Origin of the sequence: Streptomyces sp. URMC 127 (assembly GCF_051386535.1) — a bacterium.
Lineage (GTDB): Bacteria > Actinomycetota > Actinomycetes > Streptomycetales > Streptomycetaceae > Streptomyces.
This window is the reverse complement of record NZ_JBPQTW010000002.1, coordinates 39,416-63,106: the sequence shown is the minus strand read 5'-3', so window position 1 is coordinate 63,106 and position 23,691 is coordinate 39,416. Positions and strand designations below refer to the sequence as shown.

General features: G+C 69.1%; 17 protein-coding genes and 5 pseudogenes. 10 read left to right on the top strand and 12 right to left on the bottom strand.

The genetic code is table 11. The features are described from left to right. Positions 1–10: 10 nt before the first annotated feature. The 3 genes and pseudogenes from ACSNOH_RS01090 to ACSNOH_RS01080 form a co-directional block, all read right to left on the bottom strand. A pseudogene (locus ACSNOH_RS01090) lies at positions 11–1,088 on the bottom strand (transposase). Positions 1,089–1,199: 111 nt separating this feature from the next. Then, on the bottom strand, positions 1,200–2,573 hold the full coding sequence (locus tag ACSNOH_RS01085; RefSeq protein WP_436719317.1) for a hypothetical protein: 1,374 nt from the start codon (positions 2,571–2,573) through the stop codon (positions 1,200–1,202). Positions 2,574–2,637: 64 nt separating this feature from the next. Then, a pseudogene (locus ACSNOH_RS01080) lies at positions 2,638–2,928 on the bottom strand (DUF4158 domain-containing protein); the annotation flags it as partial. 564 nt (positions 2,929–3,492) lie between these two features. Here ACSNOH_RS01080 and ACSNOH_RS01075 point away from each other — a divergent pair. Beyond that, complete coding sequence (locus ACSNOH_RS01075) at positions 3,493–4,431, top strand: alpha/beta fold hydrolase (RefSeq protein WP_436719221.1); 939 nt, start codon at positions 3,493–3,495, stop codon at positions 4,429–4,431. A 281-nt stretch (positions 4,432–4,712) separates the two neighbouring features. Here ACSNOH_RS01075 and ACSNOH_RS01070 read toward each other — a convergent pair. Next, positions 4,713–6,194, bottom strand: a pseudogene (locus tag ACSNOH_RS01070) (NF041680 family putative transposase). 323 nt (positions 6,195–6,517) lie between these two features. On the opposite strand from ACSNOH_RS01070, the gene ACSNOH_RS01065 reads away from it, so the two are divergent. After that, positions 6,518–6,739 (top strand): hypothetical protein, encoded by a 222-nt coding sequence (locus tag ACSNOH_RS01065; protein ID WP_436719220.1) that lies wholly within the window; start codon positions 6,518–6,520, stop codon positions 6,737–6,739. Positions 6,740–6,990: 251 nt separating this feature from the next. Here the strand turns inward: ACSNOH_RS01065 and ACSNOH_RS01060 are convergent. From ACSNOH_RS01060 to ACSNOH_RS01050, 3 genes and pseudogenes are all read right to left on the bottom strand, one after another. After that, positions 6,991–7,614: pseudogene (locus ACSNOH_RS01060) on the bottom strand (IS5 family transposase); the annotation flags it as partial. 141 nt (positions 7,615–7,755) lie between these two features. Then, entirely contained in the window at positions 7,756–8,160 is a 405-nt protein-coding gene (locus ACSNOH_RS01055) for a methyltransferase domain-containing protein (RefSeq protein ID WP_436719219.1), read from the bottom strand. A 391-nt stretch (positions 8,161–8,551) separates the two neighbouring features. Next, a complete protein-coding gene (locus ACSNOH_RS01050) occupies positions 8,552–9,817 on the bottom strand; it encodes a multidrug effflux MFS transporter (protein ID WP_436719218.1) in 1,266 nt (421 codons plus the stop codon). 117 nt (positions 9,818–9,934) lie between these two features. On the opposite strand from ACSNOH_RS01050, the gene ACSNOH_RS01045 reads away from it, so the two are divergent. Further along, positions 9,935–10,378, top strand: a complete 444-nt coding sequence (locus ACSNOH_RS01045) for a MarR family winged helix-turn-helix transcriptional regulator (protein ID WP_436719217.1) — start codon at positions 9,935–9,937, stop codon at positions 10,376–10,378. Between the two features lie 69 nt (positions 10,379–10,447). Here the strand turns inward: ACSNOH_RS01045 and ACSNOH_RS01040 are convergent, their stop codons facing one another. From ACSNOH_RS01040 to ACSNOH_RS01030, 3 genes are all read right to left on the bottom strand, one after another. Further along, entirely contained in the window at positions 10,448–11,392 is a 945-nt protein-coding gene (locus tag ACSNOH_RS01040) for an amidohydrolase family protein (RefSeq protein ID WP_436719216.1), read from the bottom strand. A gap of 4 nt (positions 11,393–11,396) precedes the next feature. Continuing rightward, positions 11,397–12,623: an amidohydrolase family protein gene (locus ACSNOH_RS01035; RefSeq protein ID WP_436719215.1), complete on the bottom strand. Its 1,227-nt coding sequence runs from the start codon at positions 12,621–12,623 to the stop codon at positions 11,397–11,399. A gap of 265 nt (positions 12,624–12,888) precedes the next feature. Further along, the gene (locus ACSNOH_RS01030; protein WP_436719214.1) at positions 12,889–13,803 is read right to left on the bottom strand and encodes a LysR family transcriptional regulator; all 915 of its coding nucleotides are present in this window, start codon (positions 13,801–13,803) and stop codon (positions 12,889–12,891) included. Between the two features lie 126 nt (positions 13,804–13,929). Between ACSNOH_RS01030 and ACSNOH_RS01025 the strand changes: the two genes are divergently transcribed. From ACSNOH_RS01025 to ACSNOH_RS01000, 6 genes and pseudogenes are all read left to right on the top strand, one after another. Then, positions 13,930–15,453 carry an MDR family MFS transporter gene (locus ACSNOH_RS01025; protein ID WP_436719213.1) on the top strand — a complete coding sequence of 508 codons (1,524 nt, stop codon included), beginning with the start codon at positions 13,930–13,932 and terminating at the stop codon, positions 15,451–15,453. Between the two features lie 247 nt (positions 15,454–15,700). Then, on the top strand, positions 15,701–16,315 hold the full coding sequence (locus ACSNOH_RS01020) for a DedA family protein (protein ID WP_436719212.1): 615 nt from the start codon (positions 15,701–15,703) through the stop codon (positions 16,313–16,315). Between the two features lie 45 nt (positions 16,316–16,360). Further along, a complete protein-coding gene (locus tag ACSNOH_RS01015) occupies positions 16,361–17,569 on the top strand; it encodes an amidohydrolase family protein (protein ID WP_436719211.1) in 1,209 nt (402 codons plus the stop codon). Positions 17,570–17,611: 42 nt separating this feature from the next. Then, positions 17,612–19,363 (top strand): CocE/NonD family hydrolase, encoded by a 1,752-nt coding sequence (locus ACSNOH_RS01010; protein ID WP_436719210.1) that lies wholly within the window; start codon positions 17,612–17,614, stop codon positions 19,361–19,363. A 41-nt stretch (positions 19,364–19,404) separates the two neighbouring features. Then, positions 19,405–20,022 (top strand): annotated as a pseudogene (locus ACSNOH_RS01005) (amidohydrolase family protein); the annotation flags it as partial. A gap of 70 nt (positions 20,023–20,092) precedes the next feature. Further along, on the top strand, positions 20,093–20,332 hold the full coding sequence (locus tag ACSNOH_RS01000; protein ID WP_436719209.1) for an amidohydrolase family protein: 240 nt from the start codon (positions 20,093–20,095) through the stop codon (positions 20,330–20,332). Positions 20,333–20,478: 146 nt separating this feature from the next. On the opposite strand, the gene ACSNOH_RS00995 is transcribed toward ACSNOH_RS01000, so the two are convergent. After that, positions 20,479–21,459: an aldo/keto reductase gene (locus ACSNOH_RS00995; protein WP_436719208.1), complete on the bottom strand. Its 981-nt coding sequence runs from the start codon at positions 21,457–21,459 to the stop codon at positions 20,479–20,481. 54 nt (positions 21,460–21,513) lie between these two features. Beyond that, a complete protein-coding gene (locus tag ACSNOH_RS00990; RefSeq protein ID WP_436719207.1) occupies positions 21,514–22,446 on the bottom strand; it encodes an oxidoreductase in 933 nt (310 codons plus the stop codon). A gap of 256 nt (positions 22,447–22,702) precedes the next feature. Here ACSNOH_RS00990 and ACSNOH_RS00985 point away from each other — a divergent pair, with 256 nt between their 5' ends. Further along, positions 22,703–23,545, top strand: coding sequence for a helix-turn-helix transcriptional regulator (locus ACSNOH_RS00985; RefSeq protein ID WP_436719206.1), 843 nt, complete (start codon positions 22,703–22,705; stop codon positions 23,543–23,545). Positions 23,546–23,691: the final 146 nt, after the last annotated feature.

The following is a 23,691-nucleotide window of genomic DNA, read 5'->3' as shown; positions in this document are numbered from 1 at the left end:
ATCCTCCTCCTCAGCGGGTGGCGGGGTTTGCCTCGGCTCGCTCGCTCACGGCGGCACGCTGTCCGGGAATGGTCACGCCCGACAGGTCGAGGCGCTTGTTCATGTCGAGGCGGAACGTGCCGTACGGGTTCACGTGGGTCCAGAACAGCGGGGACAGGCCCCGCCGGTCGGCGTCGGTGAGCCGCTTCTGCCACTTCTCCTCGCTCAGGATGTCCTGAAGCAGCAGGGTGTTGACGTGCACCAACGCCGACTGGAGCAGGTGCAGGGCGAGCATGGAGACCTCCTGGGACTCCTTGTCGGAGCCGGTCAGATCGCCGTCCTTGCCGTAGAACAGGTCGTGGTTGGCGGAGTTCCAGTTCTCCACGACCTGGAGCCCGTCGTTGATCTCGCGGCGCAGGTCCGCGTCGGCTAGGTAGTCACAGATAAACGCCGTACGCACCGCCCGCCCGAGTTCCTCGATCGCCCGGTAGGTGGGGTGCTTGGGGCCGCCGCGGGTGAAGCGCCGCAGGACCTGCTCGGCCTCGGCGGTGCCCAGGCGCAGGGCTGTGGTGTACTTCACGATCTGGTCGTACTGCTGGTGGATCAGGTCCCAGTCGATCGTTTTGGTCGACAGCACCGGCGCCAGGTTCGGCCACTTCTCGTCCTCCCCGGCCGCCGGCCGGTACAGGCGTGCTGAGCCGACGTTCTTGAGCCTGGCGAGCAGGTTGAAGCCGAGCATGTGGGCGAAGGCGAACCCGACGATGGAGGCACCGTGCGTGTCGGTGTACTGCCGGTCGATCTCCACGTCCGTGCAGTGCCGCAGCACGCCCTCGATCATCGCGGCGACCTCGGACGCCGAGCAGGATTTGAGCTGGCTGTAGACGCACAGCGACTTCTTCTCGACGTGCCAGTAGATCATCACCCCGGGCCCGCGGTACCGCTGGTGCCACTCCGTCATGAAGTTCGGACCAGGAGCCGAACTTCTTGGAGTCGCTCGCGCAGGCGGTGCCCTCGCCCCACCACGCCGCATCACGGGCGGCGAAAGTGGCGTTGACCAGCCGCACCAGAGCCGCGCGCAGGTTGGTCCGGTTGACGAACAGGTGCCGCACCCGCCGCAGGACGGCCTCGCTCTCACCGTGCTTGCCGACCGAGGTGAACTCACCGGTGAAGCCGGTGGCGAACTCGGCCTCCTTAAGGATGTCGATCAGGTCGATGGTGCCTCAGCGGCGCTCGATCTCCGCCTTCAACGCCACCAGGTTCTCCGGCTCGGCCTGCTTGCCCAGCGGCGAGACCTTGATCCACGGCTCACCGTGCTTCTTGACGATGTCCACCCCGCCCGTGGTGCCCAACTCCAGCGCCGCATCGAAGCGGCTCAGCGCCTCCCGCAACCGCTTCTGAAGGGCCCCGATGAACTTCTCCGGGTCGTGCGGCTGGCGGATCGCGTCGTAGTGCACATCGCGGTTGTCCTCGAAGTCCGGCGGCAGATCGTCCTCCGGGTTCTGCCACCGGTTCGCGCCCGGCACCCAGATCTCCCGCCGCCGCAGCGCATCCCGCAGCGCCACGAGCACGCACAGCTCGTACGGGATGCGCTCGACCCGGCCGCGCTCACCCACCACCGACTTGCGCCACTCCTCGCGCACCACCCCGGCTAGCGGAATCTTCTCCGCTTCATCGAAGAACGCGCCCTCCTTCGCGATGGGCTGATCCAGATACCGCTTGAGCAGGTCGATCGCGTCCATCACCGGCCGGTAAGCGGTGTTGTTGCACTTCAGCTCCAGCGCGTTCAGCAGCGGCGAGAGCATCCGCCGCCAGTGGTTGGAGTACGACGAGCGCAGCACCGTCCGCACCCGGGCCCGGTAACGCGCCTCGTTCGCCGCGGCCTCCGCCGCCAGCGCCTTCAGCGTGGACTCCCCGCCAACCGGATAGATCACCTTGCGGACCGTGCCGCCCGGCTCCGCGACCGCCGCCTCCGCCAGCCGCAGCAGAATGCCCTCCTTGCCGCGGACCCGCCTCAGCTCCTTGTTGAACTCACCCTCGACCTTCTTCTCCGCCCGCGTGTTGATCTTCTGCACGAGCTGGATGAACAGCTCCACCAGCGAGTCGGTGATCTCCGTCTCCCGCACATGGCACAGCGTCGACAGCAGCGTGTACCGCACCGGCCCGGCCGCCGCCCGCAGGTCCGAGGGATACTCCTTCGCCGCCCGCGCCCGCCAGGCCGCCACCAGCTTCCCCGACACGTCCCCGAACAACTCCGGCGGCAACTGAAGCCCGCGCACCCGCTGGACCTTGTTTACCTCCGCCAGCAGACTGTCCAGCCCCAGCGCACCCGGGTCCGCCTTCAGCTCGGTGAAGAACGTGCCCCCACCGCCCGCGCTGTCCGCGTCCGTGTCGGCGTCCTCGGCGATCAGGTCGTCCAGCCGGGAACGGGTCGCCCCCGACAGCTGGCCCACGGTGGCCGCGCAGAACCGCTCCTCGAAGGTGCTGACCGCCTTGCCCACCAGCCGCGCGATCTGTCCCGGGGCCGGCGGCTCCAGCCGATCCTTGCGGCAGCGGGCCACCACCGCCTCCGCCAGCCGGTCCCGGTTCAACTCCACCCCGCACAGCTGCGACCGCCAGCCACTCGGCGAGCTGCGCCTGGTCCTCCTCGGTGCACTCACGGAAGCCGAACGCGCCCCGGATCTCCATCCGGTGCCGCTTGATCGCCCGCCCCGACCAGTCGTACGCGGCCCACTCCGCCGCCGCCACCTTCACCTGCTGAGCGACGTACGACACCGCCGGCACCGGAATCTCCCCGGCGTCCTCTGGGAACCGGGCCTCCACCTCGAAGAACTTCAGCAACAACGCGAACCCCAACCGGTTCGCCCCCGACTTGTTCCGCAGCCGTTCCTGGTCCTCCTCCAGCAGCGTCCAGACCTCGATCAGGTCCTCCGGCTCCCACTCCTGCCGCACCCCGCGCTCCTTCCGGTCGTCATGACCGGACCAACCTCGCCGAGCACGGCCCCCGATGACCCCAGAAGATCAAAAACACTGACAAGCACATCCCAGATCCGCTACAGAGAGCTACTTGTCACTTCGCCGTAGCTTCGGGAGAACAGGGCCATCTACCCCTCTATCGCTCAACGTCACAAGACCGCAGGTGAAGCAGAGCCCGACTTCCCTCGACTGCGGCGGCACAAGGCTGAGAAGCGGTTGTGCTTCTACGGTGAGGGAGCAGGCAGGCACTGGTCTGCTTCGGAAGTGGGCAAGTCCCTCAATCAATCGGGAACGTCACCACCGCTACCCCGAGTAGGTGACCTCCTCGCTCCGCCAGTCCACTCCGCTGCGCAGTGGCCGGAGATCGAGCTCAATGGCTGCCCAGGGCGGCGCCGCAGGCCCCTGCCGTCACCGGAAATCCACTGAGGTACTGTGACGACTGCTCAGCTGTCAGTGACCTCATGGCCCTGACCTGCTCTTCTTTCGGGCGGTGCCGTGATGAAGGGCCGGGGTTGGCCATGTCGATGTGAGGGAGTCCCGGTGCCCAACCCGACCACGCCGGCCAGCGGCATGACCGACCGCGCGTTACCGGTTATCGCCGCGCATTCCTGGCACGGCTTCCACTGCGAGTCCCGGCTTGTGCGCTCGGATTCGCCGCGCCTGGCGCCCGTGGTGCTTGTCGGGGGCGCCTTCCAGACGAAGGAGAGCTGGGGACGGGTCGAGAGCGAGTTCCTGGCCCACGCCGACGTCTTCACCGTCGACCTGCCCGGATGGGGCCAGGCAGATGTCCTGCCCGAAGATCACGGCGTCGAGTTCCTGGCCGATGCCCTGTGCCACATGCTCGACGAAGCAGGCCTGGAGGCGGTCAACGTCGTCGGCGGCTCCTACGGAACCGCGATCACCTACACCTTCGCCCAGCGTCACCCCGACCGCGTCCACCGGATGGCCCTGGTCGGAACCATGACATCCATACCCGACCACGCCGAGGCCGCCATACGCCGCGCCATGGAACTCATGCTCGCGGAACGGACGGAAGACTTCGCGGAGACGGTCCTGGACCTGCTGTTCAATCCCCACGCCATCGATTCCGTCGTCCTCGGCACCCGGCTACGCCAAGGGATGCGCCGACGGCTGCACAGGCTGAAACCCGAAGAAGGCGCACAGGCTCTCGCGAACACCACTCGCCTGCTCGTGCACAAGAAGCTCGACACGAGCATCACACCGACCATGCCAGTCCTGGTAGCCACGGGGGAACACGACCACTTCACCACCCCGGACTTGTGCCGCGAAGTCGCCGCCACCTGCGCCGACAGCTGGTTCACCACCATCGCCGACGCCGACCACATGGTGCCCTTCGAACGCAGCGCGGAGATCGTCGACCTGATCACCCGCTTCTTCACCGACCAGCCGCTGACCGGCCTCTCCTACTGCCCTGACGCCGAACACATCTCCCAGGAACTACTCCCGTCTCGTCGCTGAAACAACCGGTATTGAGCTCCGCTCCCCCGGTACTCCCCGGCGCAAAGGCGCGTTGCCGTTGCCGAAGCCCGGGCGCGCCGGGAAGCACCGGTGTCGCGTACTTGTCCGAGTGCCCACGCCGACAACCGGGACCCAGGCCTCAACATCCCGAGGCCTGAGTCCGGCACCGTCCAGTCGCTGCCCCGCCTCCTCGCCCAGCTTCCTTCGGCGGCAACCACCAGCACAGACTACGCACGGTAGAGATGCACCACGGCTTCTGAACTTGTTCCTTAACCTAGCCATCACACACCGTGGTGGGTGGTTGCCGCCTTGCCTCGGGCTCGGTCTCGCTCGTAGAGGGTGTTGGGTCGTTTGACGGTTTTGCCCACGTCGTGGCGGGTGGCGGGATGTCGGTTCTTGGAGCCGGGCGGTCGTCCAGGGCCGGGGCGGCTGGGTTTGGGCACGCGGGCCGGGCAGGGCAGGTGAGGGCGGAGGTGTCGGAACCCGCGCCGGACGCGGGTCGGCGTGAGGACGACGCCGGGGCGGGTGACCTTCTCCCAGGGCTTGCGCTGGTCGGTGGCGAGCGGGGCGGCGAGGCGGAGTTGAGTGTGGGCAGCGATGATGATCCAAGTCCAGCGGTCCGCCGCCCGCGGGTCGCGTAGCCGCGGGCGGGTCCAGCCGAGGGTCTGCTTGAACAGGCGAAATGTGTGCTCCAGGTCGAACCTTCGCAGGTAACACGACCAGACGAAATCGACGTCGGCCGGGTCGGCGCCGGTGGCCGAGGACCACAGCCACACCGGTGGCGCGTCACGGTCACCCGGCAGGTGATCGACCTTGAGCCGGATCAGCGTGCCCTCGATGACGGGGAGGTCACTGTCATGGTCGATCCAGGCGGAACGCTGCTGGAGTTCGGGGTGGAGCCGGTCCCATGCCTGGGCTTCGGCCTTGCCGTAGCGGGGCGTGTCGTTCACTGTCACCACCGACGGCTCTGTCCAGGTCCGCGGCCTGGCAAGGCTGAACTCCTTGCCGTGCTTGGGCGGCCGGCCGCCGCGGGGGTGGGCCAGGGCGAACTCCTCGCGGGAGGGTGCCGGAAGCCGCAGGGCGCGGTCAGAGCGCAGACGTCCGACCAGCTCGACGGGCAGGTCGCGCAGGACCCAGGCCAAGCGCATCACGTCGTAGCCGGCGTCCATCACGATCAGGATGTCCCCGTCGCCGCACTGCCACTGCCCGGCCGCGATCAGTCGCTCGACGACGGCCCGCAGCTGGTCGGCGGTGACGGCCGCGGCATCATCGACAGGCCCCAGCCGGACCGCATCCAGGACCTATGTCCACGAGGTGCGGTCCGGGGTGAGTGCGGCAACGAAGGAGTACGGCCAGCCCGGGATGATCTGCGCGGCCTCCCGTGAACGGCCATGGACGTGACAGAACAGTCGTTCCGGCGAACAGGCCGCGTCGGAACGCAGCCATGGGGAGACATCCACGCTGAGCACGATCCGCCCGCCGAACCGCGGCAACGGCAGGGAAACCAGCAGGTCACGCAGCCGGTCCACGTCGAGGCAGCCATGGTTCAGGGCTCCGTATAACGCGCCGTAGCCCCGTCGGTGCTCGGCGGTCAGCGAGAGCTCCACCGGCGTCCTCACCGGCCCGTCCGCACACAGCAGCGCGTCCGTCAGCTCGAAGAACGCATCCGCCCGCGTGGACAGACACTCGTAGAAGGCCGTCCGAAAGCGTGACAGACCTGCGAAGGCATCGCGGTCCCCGACACGTTGCAGCACACTGATCACCACGGCCTTCGTCGTGAACTCCTGAATCTCGTCGCAGAGTTCAGGATCACGGGGAAGGCCGCCCTCATACCCTGCGATCACTCCAAAGGGTGACCACGTGACCAGGCCAGACGTTAAGGATCAAGCTGAATTCCGGGCCGACCCGCGCGACTGGATCTCGTTCGGGCCAGCCGTCCAGCGCCCGTCCCTGGCGCTGTTCGATTGTGCTGCGGGACATCCTGAACGAGCGTCGGTGGCTGTCAGGTCACCTCCGAGGTAACCGCCGAGGATCCGTCCGGACGGCCGTAGGGTGACTATGCCGAAGGTGCTTCGTTGATCCAGTCATGAAGAAGATCATCACTCTTACGATCATGACCGCAGCCGCTCTCGCGCTGACCACCCCTGCTGACGCCGACAGCGTCAGCGGGGGCGCGAAGGCAGCCGACCCCTGGAACTTCATTTCTTCCGCTGTGTGCTTGCAGGAGTTGGCTGTGGTACCCGTGGGCGGTCCCCCGATCGCAGACCTCAGCTGCGAGGTCGGCAACGTGATCGGGCAGGGGCTCTAGCAGACCATCGCCCGACGACATCACACCCGGCGCCCGGCTACGGTCCCACGGCAGGGTGCCGGGCAGCCCCGCATTGGACCCCGGGAAAGCGAGATGCACCCATGTTGCGCGAATCCGCAGAGCCTTGGAGTGCTGTCGAGGCGCCCGTTGCCAAAGACGGGCAGCAACGCCGTAAGTAGGGGCGGTCGGTCGCCTACAGCGCGGTATCCCGACAGGGTGAGGCAGGCCAGCCAGAGCAGGTGCCAGCAGCCGTCGAAGCGGGTGGCTACGGAGCGGAAGCCCTTGAGCGCGTTGATCGTTCGCTCGACCTCGTTGCGGCGCATGTAGATCGTCTGATCGAAGGCAGTGGGCCAGCCGCCCGCGCTACCGCGGCGTTGGCGGTTGGCCCGCTGGTCCTTGCGCTTGGGAATGGTGTGCTTGATCTGCCGACGCCGCAGATACCGGCGGTTTCTGTGGGACGAGTATGCTTTTATCGCCGCCCAGGTGATCGGGGCGTGTGCGCGGATGGCCACCGGCCGGACGCGGGACACGGATGCGTTCGAGGACGGGATCAGTTGCGGGACATCGCCCCACTGGCCGGGCGTGGTATTGGCCTAGCGTGATGACGACCGCGAGCGGACGCCGACCGCCTTCACCGGCCAGAGGGACCTTGCCGGTCAGCCCGCCACGGGAGCGGCCCGGGCCACATCCGAGCGATGTTGAACAGGCTGGCTCCGCCGTCCGGGGATGCGTGCCGCGCCAGTGCGGGCGCCCGCAGCATGCTGATGGGCACGTCAGGAGGGCGAGTCCACACTGACCATGCTCCAGTCGATCCGGCCTTCCGCGTCGGCGTCGGCCCGGACGGCTCGCAGGATCCTCTCCCACGTGCCGTCCGCCTACCATCTTCAGTGGCCGGACTGCTGGCCGCCTGAGTGCTGGCTGAGGGCGGGTTCGCTGTGGCCGTCGTCGAGCCCGATCCTGCGGGCGCATCAGCGGGGCCGCGACCGTCTCGTCCGCCTACGGATCGGCCCGGCGGCTCACCGCCGGGCGACACCGAGGTAGGTGCAGGACGGATCCCGGGTCAGGCGGTTCTGGAAGCTACCGTCCCGGCGCCGGCTTCCCAGCATCAGCCCGGCCATCCGGCCCACGGGCGTGAGCCCAGCAGCACCGAGGTAGCCGGTCATCTCGGCGGGGGTGACGAAGGCGTGCCAGTCGTGCGCCCCACGCGGCACGATCCGCAGCACCCGCTCCAGCCCCCAGATCATCACCGCTCGCGAGAGCCACGTCCGGTTGATCGTGTCGAACAGGAACAGCCCGCCCGGCGCCAGCACACGGCCGATTTCCCTCACCACCTCACCGGGGTCGGCCACGTGCTCAAGCACGTCCAGACAGGTCACCACCGTAAACACACCATTAGCGAACGGCAGCCGCTCGCCTCCCACCTGCCGTTACATACCGGTCGAAAAACGCGAACCGAGGCTGGTTGAACGCCCGCAACGAGGCCACCGGAGACGCCGACGCCCACCCGTCACGGGCAGGTCCCCGAAGGCCTCTGTGTCACCAGCCATCGCACCCTCCCCTGCCCCGCAGCCGACACGCACTCACGGACAACAAGCACCCGCCGTACCGGCAACGGAGCATCCCGGATGCAGACCAAGTAGCGAGCAAAGGGGCCGACTGCCGAGCAAGGCCACACCGATGTGACGTTGCTCGATAGGGGGCCAGCAGTCTTCGTATCTCCGCAGAACGGGCGGCCGTGTGGATCCGTGGTTGGCCAGTTTGTGGCGGGATAGTTGGCCGCTCCGCAACGTGGGCTCCGGCGCTGGTGGGGGGTTAGCGGTCGGTGGGCGTTTCGCCGTGGCGGAGCCAGGGGCGGGCGAGGGCGATCAGGGCGAGTGCGGCGAGGGCGACGGCGATGAGCATGATGAGGGCCATGGGGGTGGAGCTGGTTTCGCCGAAGAGGCCGACGAGGGGGGAGGCGAGGGCGCCGAAGAGGAATTGGAGTCCGCCGAGGAGGGCGGAGGCGGCTCCGGGGGCGGTGCGGCCGAGGGCCTGGCCGAGGGTGGTGGCGGCGGGGAAGATCAGTCCGACGCCGAGGAGGGTGACGAAGAGGCTGGCCCAGGTGCCGGCGAGGGTTTCGCCGGCTGTGCCGAGGACGGCCAGCTGGCCGGTCACCCCGAGGCCGCATATGGCGACGCCTGTGGTCAGCATGGTGTTGAGGCTGATCTTCCGGGAGAGCCTGCTGAAGGCGAAGCCCGCGATCAGCATGCCGACGGCGTTGGTGGCGAAGATCAGGGAGTAGGCCGTAGGCGAGACGCCGTGCAGGTGCTCGAAGACGAAGCTGGACCCGCTGATGTAGGCGAACAGTGCGGCCGAGGTGAGGCCGAGGACGAGTACGTACCCCATGAACGCGCGCCGGCGGCACAGGGCGCCCATGGCGCGGAAGGTGTTCGCCAGTCCCTGTGACTGCCTGTTCTGCGGGGGCAGGGTCTCGGGGACCTTGGCGAGCACCGCCACGGTGAGCAGGGCGCCGGCCAGGGCGAGGGCGACGAAGATGCCGCGCCAGGTGGTCACGCTGAGGATGGCGCCGCCGAGGACGGGGGCGGCCACGGGGGCGATGCCCAGGACCTGGGCGAGCAGGGCGAAGTAGCGGGGGACCTCGGGGCCGTCGAAGCGGTCGGTGAGGACGGCGCGGGCGAGGACCATGCCGGTGGCGGCCGCGATGCCCTGGAGCAGGCGCAGGACGAGGAGCGACTGGACGTTCGGTGCGAGGGCGCAGGCCAGGGACAGGGCCGCGAAGGCGGCGGTGCCGCCGATGAGGAGCTTGCGCCGGCCGAGTGCGTCGCTGAGGGGGCCGATGACCAGCTGGCCGGCGACCAGGCCGGCGAGGAAGGTGGTCATGGTCAGCTGGATCGCCGAGCTGTCGGCGTGCAGGGCGGCTCCCATGGCGGGGAAGCCGGGCACGTACATGTCGGTGGCCAGCGGGGCCACGGCGCTGAGGGCGCCGAGCACGGCGATCAGGGCGGCGCCGCGCGTTGCGGGGGCGGCCGTTCGGCGTGTGGGCGGGGTGGTATTTGTCGTTCGGGTCGGGGATACCATGAGAAAAACCGTAACCAATACATAACTGGTTAAGCAATTGGAGGTCCGGTGCACGCGCACTCGGGCAGGGTCCGTGGCCAGTGGGCGGCGAACAACCCTGGGCTGGACACGTCCTCGATGGAGATCGTCACGCTCATCAAGCGGTGCACGTCGTTGCTGGACCGGGCGGTCGAGCCGCTCGTCGAGGGGGCGCCGCTGACGTTGCAGGAGCTGGATTTCCTGGTACCGCTGCGTTACGAGGAGGAGCCGGTGATCGCGCGTCGGCTCGCCGAGGACCTGGGGCTGACCCAGGCGGCGGTGAGCAAGGCGCTGGCGAAGCTGGAGCGGCGGGGGCTGATCGAGCGTACGCCCAATCCGGCCGACCGGCGCGCGTCGCTGGTGACCATCACCGAGGAGGGCAAGCGCCTGATGGACTCCCTGTTCCCCCGGCGCCTGGCGGTGGAGGCCGAGATGTTCCAGGCGCTGGGTGGCGCCCGCGCCGAGGTGCTCGAGGCGCTGGAGCGTCTCGCCGAGGTGATGGGCGACCACGTCGAGAAGACGGCCGGCGACCGCCGGCCCTGACGGGTCGCCCGCGCCACGCGGTGCGGGGCGGCCTGCCGGCTGCACACGCGGCCGGCAGGCCGCGGATGTTCAGCTGAAGAGCGCCTCGGTGTTGGTGCGCAGGGCCTTGGCGAAGCCGTCCTCGCCGAGGGCGGTGGTGGCCGCTTCGAGGCGTTCGGCCCAGGTGAGGACTTCCGGCAGCGGGGTGAAAGGCCAGTCGCTGCCGTAGTGGAGACGGGCCGGGTCGGCGACGTTCAGCAGGGCCGGCAGCATCTCGGGCAGGGGCATGCCCGCCAGGTCGAAGTGGAGCGCGCGCAGGGCGTTGCGCATCGGCTGCTGGTGTTCCTTGCCGGCCGTGCGCGCGCCGATGACGTCGACGCGCGAGGCGACGGCGGGCAGGACGGCACCGGCGTGCGGGACGATCACGCGGAGGCCGGGGTGCCGTTCCAGCACACCGGAGAGCACCATGTCGGTCACGGTCCGCGTGGTGTCGAAGAGGAACTCCAGCATGGGGCGCGGATACGGCAGGGCCGGGGCGTGCCCGGTGCAGGGGGCGGCGGGGCTGGTGGGGTGCAGGAACAGCACGGCGTCGCGGCGGCCGAGTTCGGCGTAGACCGGCTCCAGTTGCTCGTTGCCCAGGTAGAGGCCGTCGAAGTTGGTCTCGAAGACCACGCCGTCGGCGCCGAGCTCGTCGAAGGCGTACGTGATCTCCGTCAGGGCTCCGTCGATGTCGGGCAGCGGAGTTGAGGCGAAGAAGGCGAACCGGCCCGGGTGGGCTCGCGCGAGCCGCGCGGCCTCCTCGTTGACCCGCCGGGCCAGATCACGGGCCGCGGCCGCGTCGCCGAAGTGGACTCCGGGGGAGGAGATCGACAGATACGCCTTGGCGATCCCGGCCTCGTCGAGCATCCGGAGGGCGGAGGTCTCGCCCCAGTCGGGGATGCCCCAGATGCCGTCGGGACGGGAGTGCCCGTTGTCGATCAGCGCCTGGCGGTAGAAGTCGGGCAGGAAGTGGTGATGGACGTCGATCTTCGTCACGTGGTCACGCTCCTTCGCCCTCGAGGACGACCCGGCCGCTTCGGATCACCTGGTGGACACGGCCGATGGCGGTGATGTCGTGGGCCGGGTTGCCGGAGACGATCAGCAGGTCGGCAAGCTTGCCCGGCTCGACAGTGCCCAGGCGGTCGGCGATACCAAGCAGCTCCGCATTGGACCTCGTCGCCATGGACAGGGCCGCGAGGGCCGGGATGCCCTGGTCGTGGACCATCATCACCAGCTCGTCGCGCAGCTTCCAGCCGTGCAGCCCCGGGGAGTGCGCGTCCGAGCCGACCCCGAGCCGTACGCCCGCCTCGTAGGCGCGGTGGACCAGGTGGTTGCCGTAGCGCAGGGTGCGGGCGTCCCCGTCGGCGGTCGCCTCGAACTGGTGCGCCACCATGGTGGGTACGAGGTAGGTGCCGCGGTCGGCCATGAGGGCGAACAGATCCTCGGCGGCGGCCTCGTCCTGCGGTTCCTCCGCGCGCAGCACCAGGTGCTCGATGTCGTCGACACCCCGCTCGACCGCCGTCCTGGCGTCCTCGACGGTCTCGGTGTGGGCAGCCACCCGCAGCCCGCGGGCGTGGGCGGCGTCGGCGATGGCCTCGGTGAGGTGCCAGGGCATCTTCAGTTCGGGGCGGGCCGGGCCGAAGATCGCGTTGTTCGAAATAATGATCTTGACGAGGTCGACGCCCGCGGCGGCGAGCTCGTCGACCATGCGCTCCGCCTCTTCGGCCGTCTTCGGCATGCGGGCGCCTTCCCGTACGGCTGCCGGCTCGCTGCCCCAGACGGTGGCGTTGGGGTGCCCACCCTCGACCTGGAAGCTCGGCCCGCTGGTCACGACCCGGGCCCCGGCCAGGGTGCCGTTCTCGATGCCGTCCCGCACGGCGATGCTGTCGTGGAGGAAGTCGCCCAGGCTGCGCTGGGTGGTGACCCCGTACCGCAAGGCCCCTTCCCGAGCGGCGGCGTAGTCGTCGGTGGCGGCCCGGCCACCGAACGGCGGCGTGCTCCGAAAGCCCAGTCCGCCCAGGTGCACATGGGCGTCGATCAGCCCCGGAAGGACCGCCTTGCCCGCCAGGTCGACCACCGTCGCGTGGGGAGGGACCGCTACGCCGGTGCCGACGGCGGCGATCCGGCCGCCGGAGACGATGACGGTCGCGCCGTCGATCACAGGCCCGCCGGTGCCGTCGATCAGCAGAGCGTTCGTGAGCACGAGGCTCGGTTCGGGATGGTTCATGCACTCGAGTCTTCTGCCGCACCAGACATAAAGGAAATCAATGATCCATATAGATGTATCAGCCTGGTCGATAGTCTTGGGTGCTGATCTCAACCTGCGAGGGCAACCGCTACCGCCTCACCCCCTCGGACAGCAACTGCAGGAACAGGCCGGCAGCGTCCTGCAGCTCGGTCGTGCTGCTGCGCGTCCGCCGGCTGCACGGCAGTCCGGTCCGCCCGCCGTTGGTCTTCCACGGCAGCGCGTTCCATCGGCTGCGGGAGACCGGTCACCCCGCGCCTAGCTCGGCCGCCACCTGCCCGAGCAGTTCGCGCAGCCAACTGTGGCCCGCGTCAACGGTGTTGATCGGATGCCACCAGAAGGCGAGGACAAGTTCGGGCATCGGGTAGGGCACCGGAATCGCTCGCAGCCCCAGATGCTCCGGCAGGCTCTCGGCGAGCCGCCGCTGCACGACGCCGACGCGCCTGCTCCCGGTGACGAAGTACGGCACCATGCGAAAGCTGTCCACGACCGTGATGTGCCGCATGGTCACCCCGGCGGCCTCCAGCTGCCCGGTGCCGGGCGTGGGGTGGGCCGGATCGCCGTACGCGACGACCCAGCGCAGCTCGGACAGATCCTCCCTGGACAGGGCACCTCCGGCCAGGTCGTTCGCCCCGTCCAGGAGGAGCACCCACTCGTCGCGCAGGAGTTCCTTGTGCGGCAGGTGTTTGTGCGGGTTTCCGTACGGCAGGATCATGCCGTCCACCGAGCGGAGCGCGATGTCGCCGTCGGAGTCGTGGTCAGGGCTGGTGTACAGCCGGAACGTCAGGCGCGCGTCGGGGGCGTCCTCCTCGAATCGTTCGAGGAGGCGCGGGCCGAGGACGCCGAGAGCGTAGTCGGAGATTCCGATGACGAATTCCCTCTCGGTGCGGCCCGGGTCGAAGCGCGACTTGATGGCGAAGAGCCGGTCGTTCATCTCCAGGACACCGGCGGCCCGGTCACGCAGGAACGTGCCGAGCGGCGTCAGCTCGTAGCGGTTTCCCACGCGGGTGAGCAGCTCGTCGTCGAAGTGGCGGCGCAGACGGGCCAGCATCGCACTGGCGGCGGGCTGGCCCACGCCGATGCGCTGAGCGGCACGGGTGACATGGCGCTCCTCAAGGAGGGCGTGGAGGGCGACAACCAGGTTCAAGTCGGGGCGGTTCACCACCTCAGGGTATCGCTCCACATGATGATTCCATAGGAATCATTGATTTCACAGATCACCTCATGGGCGGCACGCTGAAACAGACCCCCTGCCTGGCCTGCCCGTGAACCGAAAGTTGTGAAGCCCATGGCCCAGAATCCCGCTCGGGAAGCGCGCTCTGCGCACCGGCGCGGTACGGCTCCCGCGGACGCCGCACGGCAGCCGTCCGTCCGGATCACGATGATCGGCGTGATGCTCGCGCTGCTCCTGGCGATGATCGAGAACACGGTCGTCGGCACTGCGATGCCGACTATCGTCGGCCAGATCGGCGGCATGTCCCACCTGTCATGGGTGGTGACCGCCTACACGCTCGCCACCGCCGTCACGACACCGGTGTGGGGCAAGCTCGGCGACACACTCGGCCGCCGGCAGATCTTCCTCGTCTCGATCGCGGTGTTCCTGGCGGGCTCGGCACTCTCCGGCACGGCGCACTCCATGGCCGTCCTGATCGCCTACCGGATCGTCCAGGGCGTTGGCGCGGGCGGCCTGGCCGTCACCGCGTTCGCCGTCATCGGTGATCTCGTACCGCCGAGGGAGCGCGGCACGTACCAGAGCATGACGGCCGCAGTCGTCGCGATCGGCACCATCGGCGGTCCGCTGCTCGGCGGTTTCGTCACCGACAGCCTCGGCTGGCGGTGGGTCTTCTACATCAACGTGCCCATAGGCATCGTCGCCTTCGTCTGGTGCGCGCTGTGCCTGAAGCTGCCGCGCAAGCGACCCGAGCGGGTGCGCATCGACTATCAGGGCGCGTTGCTGCTCGGCGTGGCGATCACGGCGATCACCCTGGTGACGACGTGGGGCGGCGAGGAGTACGCCTGGGGCTCCGTGCAGATCGTCGGCCTCGCCGTCTCCGGTGTCGCGGCGCTCGGCGCCTTCCTGTGGTGGGAGACGCGGGCGAGCGATCCCGTCCTGCCGCTGCGGCTGTTCCGGGTGCGCAACGTGACGACTTCGGCGGTACTGTCCGTGGTGCTCGGCGCGATGATGTTCGGCGCTAGCACCTACCTCCCGCTCTTCCAGCAGACCGTGCTCGGCGTGTCCGCCTCCAACTCGGGCTTTCTGCTGCTGCCCATGATGGGCACGCTGATGGTGGTGTCGACCATCGCCGGGCGTCGGATCACCAGGACCGGGACATACCGATCGCGCGCGCTCGTCGGATGCGGCCTGATGGCGGTGGCCACGTACGGCCTGTCCACCATGGGGACGGACACCACTCAGCTGACCTGCAGTCTGTACATGGCGCTGCTCGGCTGTGGCATGGGATTCCTCATGCAGATGCCCCTGCTGGTCGCGCAGAACAGTGTGGGGCGCGAGGACCTGGGCGTGTCCTCCGCGGCCGTGACCATGTTCCGGACCATCGGGGGATCCCTCGGCGTCGCGGTCTTCGGTGCACTGCTGAACAGGGCCATCACGAACGGCATGCACGGTGCGGCGACGGGCCAGCTCAGCACGTCGGACCTGGCAGGGCTCACCGACAGCCTGCGCGTCCGCTATCTGGAGTCGATCGCTTCCGGCATCGACACCATCTACATGTGTGCCACCGCCATCGCCCTCCTCGGGCTCGCGGCGATGTGGTGGACGCGCGAGGAACAACTGCGTGGTGCCGGTGAGTGAGCACCCTGCGACGTCCTTCAGGAGGTCAGGACGCCGGCCCCCTCAGCCGCCCGCTGAGGCCCGGCGACACCGTCACGGCCTCTGTCGAGGGACTCGGCACGCTCACCAGCCACATCGTGGCCTCGCCCGCACCGGCCCAGTTGCGCGAAGGCACCGTCCGACCGGGCTCGTTCCCTTCCTGCCAAGGAGTCAGTCCCCAGGCGGACACTCCTGTCCCCTGCCCCCAACTCCCTGGCGGTGACCTGAAATGGACACTCTCACCTCGTTCGTCGACGGCCTGGACGGCTGGGTGCCTTACGCCGTGTTCGCGTGCGTCGGCGCCGCCGCGTTCATCTTTCCCATCGGCCTGGTGCTGCCCGCTGAACTGTTCCTCGCGGTGGCGGGGATTCTCGCCGCCAACGGGCAGCTCTCCGCTCCGCTGGTCTTCGTGGTCGTCTGCGCGGCCGCAGCACTCTCGCTGTCCCTGTCCTACCGGAGCGGGCAGCCCGTGCACCGCCGGATCCAGCGCAGGCCGCCGCATTCGAAGCTCCGGGCGGGCGCGGAGAAGGGCGAGGCCCTGATGCGGCGGCGCGGCGCGCTCGCCATGGTCGCCGTCTGCTGGGTGGCCCTGTTGCGCCCGATCGTGCCGTTGCTGATGGGATCGGCCCGCTACTCCTTCCCCCGCTTCCTCGCCGCGGGGCTGCTGGGCACGGCCCTGTGGGCGGCGGCCCTGATCGGCGGTGGCTACGCCCTCGGTCCGGCCATCACTCAGTACACGGGGATCGCGATGGCCGTCGTGATCGTCGTCCCCGTCGGCAACGTCCTCATCAAGCGGCTGAAGGCGAAGCGTCGTGCCCAGGACGGCACCGCGCCCTCCCTCTGAACCCTCTGACCCACCCATCCCCCTCATCACAAGGAAACCCCTGCAATGACCGACACTCTCGCCCTGACCGGCGCGCTCCTCATCGACGGCACGGGCCGTGCCATCCAGAACGCCACGGTGCTCGTGGCCGGTGACCGCATCGCGGCCGTTGGCCCCGAGGTCACCGTGCCCGACGGCGCGGACGTGGTCGACCTGACCGGCAAGACGCTCATGCCCGGTCTGATTGACGCCCATGTGCACCTCGGCGGACTCGGGTTCGGCGTCCGGCCGTCCTTCGGCGGGCGCAAGGCCACCGACGACTACGCCCGGCCCCGCCTCGATGCCCTGCGTCATGGCGTCACCACCCAGCGCAGCCTGGGCGACTTCCTCACCGACACCCTCGCCGTACGCGACGACATCGAGAAGGGCACCCTGCCCGGAGCCCGGATCGTGACCAGCGGTCCCAGCTTCCAGGTCGAGGGCGGGCACCCCAACGGAACGGTCTGGGGCAACGACCCGGTCGCTCTCGCCGAGGGCGCTCGGCTGCCCGGGACACCGGCCGATGCGGCCCGCATGGTCGCCGAACTCGCGGACGCCGGCGTCGACCTGATCAAGATCATCATCTCGGACAACGCGTTCATGCGTCTGCCGCAGCCCGAGCTGAAGATGGACTGGGCCGTCACCGAGGCCATCGTGAAGGCGGCGCACGAGCACGGGTTGCGCGTCGCCGCCCATGCGGAGAACGTCGTCGACGCGCTCAAGGCCGTGTTGGCCGGGGTCGACGACATCGAGCACCTGGTGATGCGCGAACCCGACCTCTCCGACTCCGAGACCTTCGAGAAGCTCTTCTCGCTGATGGCCGCGAACGGGACGTACCTCGTGCCCACGATGACCGCCCACCAGCGTGCCGGCGCGGACGTCGACCCGACCACGCTCACCTACGGCAACAAGCTGGTGAAGCAGGCGTTCGACGCGGGTGTGCGGCTGGGAGTCGGTTCCGACGCCCATTCCCCGGGACTGCACGGCTGGAAGCTGTACCACGAGCTGGTCATGCTCGTGCACGACCAGGGCATCCCCGCTCTGGCCGCGCTCACCGCGGCGACGGGCGGCAACGCCGAACTGCTCGGCATCGCCGATCGCGTGGGCACCGTCACGCCCGGAAAGCTCGCCGATCTAGTGGTCGTGGACGGCAATCCGCTCGATGGCATCACCGCCATCGGCAAGGTCGACCGCGTCTGGCGGGACGGCCGCCTCGTCACGGACCCGACGGACTGACCTCTCGCCCTCCTCCCTCCCTCTTCGCCAAGGAGCATCACCATGATGGAACCGCCCCCGGCCGCGACCCATTACCCCGTCGTCCAGGACTTCGACGGCGAGAAGATCGAGGTCGTCTACCGCGACGCACACCGGCCGCCGGACATGGGCGAGGGCGACGACGACCCCTTCGTCCGCAACGGCTACCTCGGCTACTGCCCGCCCTTCAATCCCCGTACGTACGAGGCCGCCCCGGGCATCCTCTGCGAACAGGACGTGGCCGTCACTCTGCGCGACGGCACCGTGATCTACACGGACATCTACCGGCCCGACACCGACAAGCCGGTCCCGGTCATCGTCTCCTGGAGCTACTTCGGCAAGCGTCCCGGCGACGGCATGACCGAGTGGAAGACCCAGGGCGTACCGACCGACACGGTCTCCCTGATGGCCAAGTTCGAGTCCCCCGACCCCGGCTACTGGTGCCACCAGGGGTATGCCATCGCCAACGCGGACCCGCGCGGCGTCGGCCACTCCGAGGGAGACATCAACTTCCACGGTTCCCAGGACGCTCGCGACGGTTACGACTTCGTGGAGTGGCTGGCCGAGCAGGAATGGTGCAACGGCAAGGTCGGCATGAACGGCAACTCCGGGGTCGCCGTCACCCAGTGGGCGATCGCCGCCCAGCGCCCTCCGCACCTGGCGGCCATCGCGCCATGGGAGGGCACCTCCGACATCTTCACCGAGTCGCTGTACGAAGGCGGTGTGCCGGGCTCCGATCTCCAGTCGATGCTGACGAGCCTGCTCACCGGCCCAGGCAAGGTCGAGGACATGGGCGTGATGGCGCGCCGCTACCCGTTCATGAACAACTACTGGCGGGACAAGGCCCCGGACCTCTCGAAGATCGAGATCCCCTGTTACATCACCGCGGGCTGGAGCCACTTCCATCTACGCGGCGCCTTCGAGGGCTTCCGGCACGTGTCCACGGACCAGAAGTGGATCCGCGCACACCGCGAGTTCGAGTGGTCCGACATGTACTCGCCCGAGAATCTGGAGGACCTCAAGCGGTTCTTCGACCGCTACCTCAAGGGCATTCACAACGGCTGGGAGCTCACACCCAAGGTCCGTATCGACGTCATGGACGCCTACGACTGCGACCACCAGCCCCGCCGCGCGGAGGACACCTTCCCCCTTGCCCGCACCCGCTACGAGAAGCTCTACCTCGACGCCTCCGACGGCAGCCTGTCCATCGAGCCCGCCCCGTCTCCCGCGTCCACCTCGTACGACGCGGCGGAGGGGATCGCCACCTTCGACATCACCTTCCCGAAGCAGACCGAGCTCACCGGCTACATGGTGCTGCGCCTGTACGTCGAGGCCGACGGTCACGACGAGGCTGACCTCTTCGTCAACATCCAGAAGCTGAGCACCAGCGGGGAGTGGCTGCCGACGAGCGTGGTCGGCAAACCGCACCCGGGGGCCTGGGGCAAGCTGCGCGTCTCGCGGCGCGCACTCGACGAGGAGAAGTCCACGCCGTACCACCCGGTGCTGACCCAGGAGCGTGAGGAGAAGCTGAAGCCCGGCGAGATCGTGCCCGTCGACATCCCGATCTGGCCGACCAGCCGCATCTGGCACGCCGGACAGCGGCTGCGGGTGCAGATCGCGGGCCACTACATCCGCGAGGGCTGGTTCGAGCCGCTCGCCTGGAACGCGGACAACAAGGGCCGGCACGTGCTTCACACCGGCGGCGACCACCAGGCCTACCTGACGGTCCCGGTCATTCCCCCGAAGTACGCCGACGGCGACCACATCCACCGCTGACCACCGCGCAGAAGAAGAACGCAGAAGAAAGACGACGCATCATGAACCGCATCGATGTGCACTGCCACTACCTCCCGGACTTCTACCGACAAGCCCTGATCGCGGGCGGTCACTCGGAACCCGACGGTGTCCCGTTCATCCCCGAGTGGAGCGAGCAGGCCGCCCTCAAGGCGATGGACGAGACCGGTGTCGCCAAGCAGTACCTCTCCATATCCTCCCCCGGCGTCCATTTCGGCGACGCGGCGGCCGCCCGCGCTCTCGCCCGCCAGGTCAACGAGGAGGGCGCCAGGCTCGCCCGCGCCCACCCCGACCGCTTCGGCTTCTTCGCCTCCACGCCGTTGCCCGATGTTCAGGGCGCGCTGGAGGAGATCCGTTACGCGTACGACGAACTGGGCGCCGCAGGCATAGTATTCACCACCAATTTCCACGGGACGTACCTAGGCGACGAGCTCCTCGAGCCGGTCTACGCCGAGCTGGACCGACGCCGCGCCGTCCTGTTCCTGCACCCCACGAGCCCCGCCACCAACTGCGGCGCGGACGGCGGCTATCCGCTGCCCTACCCGCGGTCGCTGATGGAATTCCTCTTCGACACCACCCGCTCGGTGACGCACATGGTGGTCTCCGGTGTCCTGGAACGCTACCCGCACATCCGGGTGATCGTGGCCCACGCCGGGGCCGCCCTGCCCGTCATGGCCTCCCGCCTCGACCTCCTCCACCGGCAAACCGCACGTGATCCACGACGCGCTGCGCCAACTCCACTTCGACCTGGCCGGCATGCCGACACCCGATGCGCTGCCCGCGCTGCTGCGGGTCGCGGACCCGACGCGCATCCACTACGGCAGCGACTACCCGTTCACGCCTCTGCCGGAGATCCAGGCCACCGCGTCGGCCCTGGACACGTCACCGGAGCTCGAAGGCGATCTGCTCGACCGGATGAAGTTCAAGAACGCGCAGGAACTGTTCGGCTGATCCGGACTCCCTGGGGCTGCCGGGCGATGCCCTCGCCCGGCACCCCGCGCTCGAAGTCGCCGGCACGGCCGCCGATGCCCCTGGGGGCTGTCCGGTGAGCCATGGATGACCCACCGGACGCGCCGTAAGGCGGGTCGGGGTCGGTGTCAGCCCTTGGGCATGAAGGGGGCAGCGTAGCGGTCGCCGAAGGCGCCGTTCGGCAGGATCTCCTTGATCCGGGCGAGGTCGTGGCCGGTGAGCGTGACGCCGGTGGCGCCGATGTTCTCTGCCAGGCGCTCGGGGCTGCGGGTGCCGGGGATGGGGACGATGCCGTCGCCCTGCGCGAGCAGCCAGGCGAGGGCGAGCTGGGCGGTGGTGATGCCCTTGGACGAGGCCAGCTCGGTGAGGGCGGCCACGGCTTGGGCGTTGGTGTCGAAGTTCTCGCCCTGCCAGCGCGGGTCGAGGCGGCGCCAGTCGTCCGCGGTGTACTGGTCGGCCGGCTTCATCGCTCCGGTGAGGAAGCCGCGTCCCAGCGGGGCATAGGGCACGAACCCGATCCCGAGCTCGCGCACGACCGGCAGGACGGTGTCCTCGACGTGCCGCTCGAAGACGGAGTACTCGGTCTGCAGGACCGAGACCGGCTGCACGGCGTGGGCACGGCGGATGGTCTCGGGGCCGGCCTCGGACAGACCCAAGTAGCGGACCTTGCCCGCCTCGATCAGCTCCTTGACCGTCCCGGCGACCTCCTCGATCGGCACGTCCGGGTCGACGCGGTGCTGGTAGAGGACGTCGATGTGATCGGTGCCGAGGTAGCGCAGGCTGTTGTCGGCGACCTTGCGGATGTTGTCGGGCCGGCTGTTGAGGCCGCCCGGGTTGGCGAGGTCGTAGCCGAACTTGGTGGCCAGCACCACCTCGTCGCGGAAGCCCTTGACGGCCTCACCGAGCAGCCGCTCGTTCGATCCGGTGCCGCCGCCGTAGACCTCGGCGGTGTCGAACAGGGTCACCCCCAGGTCGAACGCGCGGCGGATGGTGGTGATGTTCTCGTCGCGGTTGCTGGGGCCGTAGAACATCGTCATCCCCATCGTGCCCAGCCCCAGGGCGGAGGTGGTCAGGCCCTGCCGGCCGAGGACGCGCTTGTGCATGGTCATCTGTGGTGCCTTTCGGATGTCTTCGTCGATGGACGTGATGGTGTCGGGCGGTGGTCAGTGGGAGGGGTAGTGGACCTGGGTGAGCTGCTCGGAGACCGACCACAGGCGTCGGGCGACGTCCGGGTCCTGGGCGGCCTTGTCGGGCTGGACGACGGTGGGGTGGCCCCGGTACTCGCCGAAGCCGTCCGGGCCGATGAACTGGCCGCCCTTCACCCCGGGTGCGGTGGCCGCGTAGAGCTGGTTCCAGGCGCCCTTCTCGACGGGCTGGGCCATCAGCGGATTGGCGATCTTGGAGAAGAAGAACCGCAGGAAGCCGGTCGGGCCGCTGGACTGCAGGTTGGTGCTGGAGTAGCCCGGATGGGCCAGGACGCTGGTCACCGTCGATCCGGCTGCGCGCAGCCGCCGGTCGAGTTCCAGGCCGAACAGGGTGTTGGCGAGCTTGGACTGGGAGTAGTAGGCGCGCGGGGCGTAGGCGCGTTCGCCGTGCAGGTCGTCGAAGAAGACGGTGCCGCCGCGGTGCTCGACGGAGCTGACCGTCACCACGCGGGCTTCGCGGCCCTGGGCGGCGGACTTCTCCAGCCGGCCCAGCAACAAGCCGGTGAGCGCGAAGTGGCCGAGGTGGTTGGTGGCGAACTGCAGCTCGTAGCCCTGCCGCGTGAGCCGGTGCGGGGGCCACATGACGCCCGCGTTGTTCACCAGGACGTCCACCGGCAGGCCGTCGTCGAGGATCTTCTGTGCGAAGGCGGCCACCGAGTCCAGGTCGGACAGGTCCAGCAGCCGCAGCTCGACGCTCGCTGCCGGCTGCTCGGCCAGGAGCCGCTCCACGGCGGCGGTGCCGCGGCTGCGGTCCCGGGCGGTCATCACGACGTGGGCGCCGTGGCGGGCCAGCTCGCGGGCCGTCTGGAAACCCAGGCCGCTGTTGGCCCCGGTCACGACAGCCGTGCGGCCCTTCTGGTCGGGGATGCGGGCGTTGGTCCACTTGGCCATGGGATGAAGCTCCTCAACAGTGCTCGACGGCTGCAAAGCACCGTCTACGTGCGAAAACACCGGCCCGGGGGGTCTCCCAGCGGCTGTCTCCCAGCCTGCTGCAGGCACGAAGAGGTATCCACGGTGCGTTTATCGTCGGTCCGGCAGTACGTGGATAACCGGAGGCGGACATACCAAGCTGGTCATGCCAGCGACTGCGAGCCGGCCCCGCCCCGACCACCCGCAGCGTCCGCCGTACCGCCAGGGAGCACCGATCATGACCGACCGCAGAGAGCTGGGCCGCTTCCTGCGCGCCCGCCGCGAGGCCCTGCGCCCCGCCGACGTCAGCCTCGTCCCCGGCGGACGGCGCCGCACCCCCGGCCTGCGCCGCGAAGAAGTGGCCATGCTGGCGAACATCTCCACCGACTACTACGAACGCCTCGAACAGGCACGTGGAGTCAACCCCTCCGAAGCCCTGATCGGCTCCCTCGCCCGCGCCCTGCGACTGTCCACCGACGAACGCGACCACCTCTACGCCGTCGCCGGCTACCAGCCCCCACAACACCGCTCCGCCGACGGCTACGCCGACCCCGGGCTGATGCACATCGTCGACGCCATCACCGACACCCCCGCACAGATCGTCGACGAGCTCGGAACGGTGATCGTGCAGAACGCCGCGGCCGTCGCCCTGCTGGGACCGCTGGCCAACCGCCCGGGCCGGGAGGGCAACGGCGCCTGGCTCTGGTTCACCCACCCCGAGGGCCGCCGGCTCTACCCGCAGGAGGACCACGCATCACTCGGCCGCGTCATCGTCGCCGACCTGCGCGCGGCCGTCTTCCGCCACGGCCCCCACCCGGCAGGCGAGCAACTCGTCGACGACCTGCTCGAGCGCAGCGAGGAGTTCTCCGCCCTCTGGGAACTGGGCGAGGTCGCCACCGTCCGCTCCACCCGCAAGACCCTCCTCCACCCGCACGTCGGTCACCTCGACCTGCAATGCGACGTCGTCCTGAGCCCCAGCACCGGCAACCGCCTCTTCCTCTACCGGCCCCAGCCCGGCACCGACGCCGCCGAACGCCTGGAATTCCTCCGCGTCCTCGGCAACCAGACCTTCACCACCTGACACCACCCGCCCCTCCCAGCCCGCCCAGGCCCCGGACATGCGCCAGCGGGGCCCGAAATGCGCCCGGGCCAGTGGTTCGGACTCTTCACACCGTCGAGCGGGAACGCCGGACAGCTTCGGGCCGTCACCGACCCGCCCTTGATCAC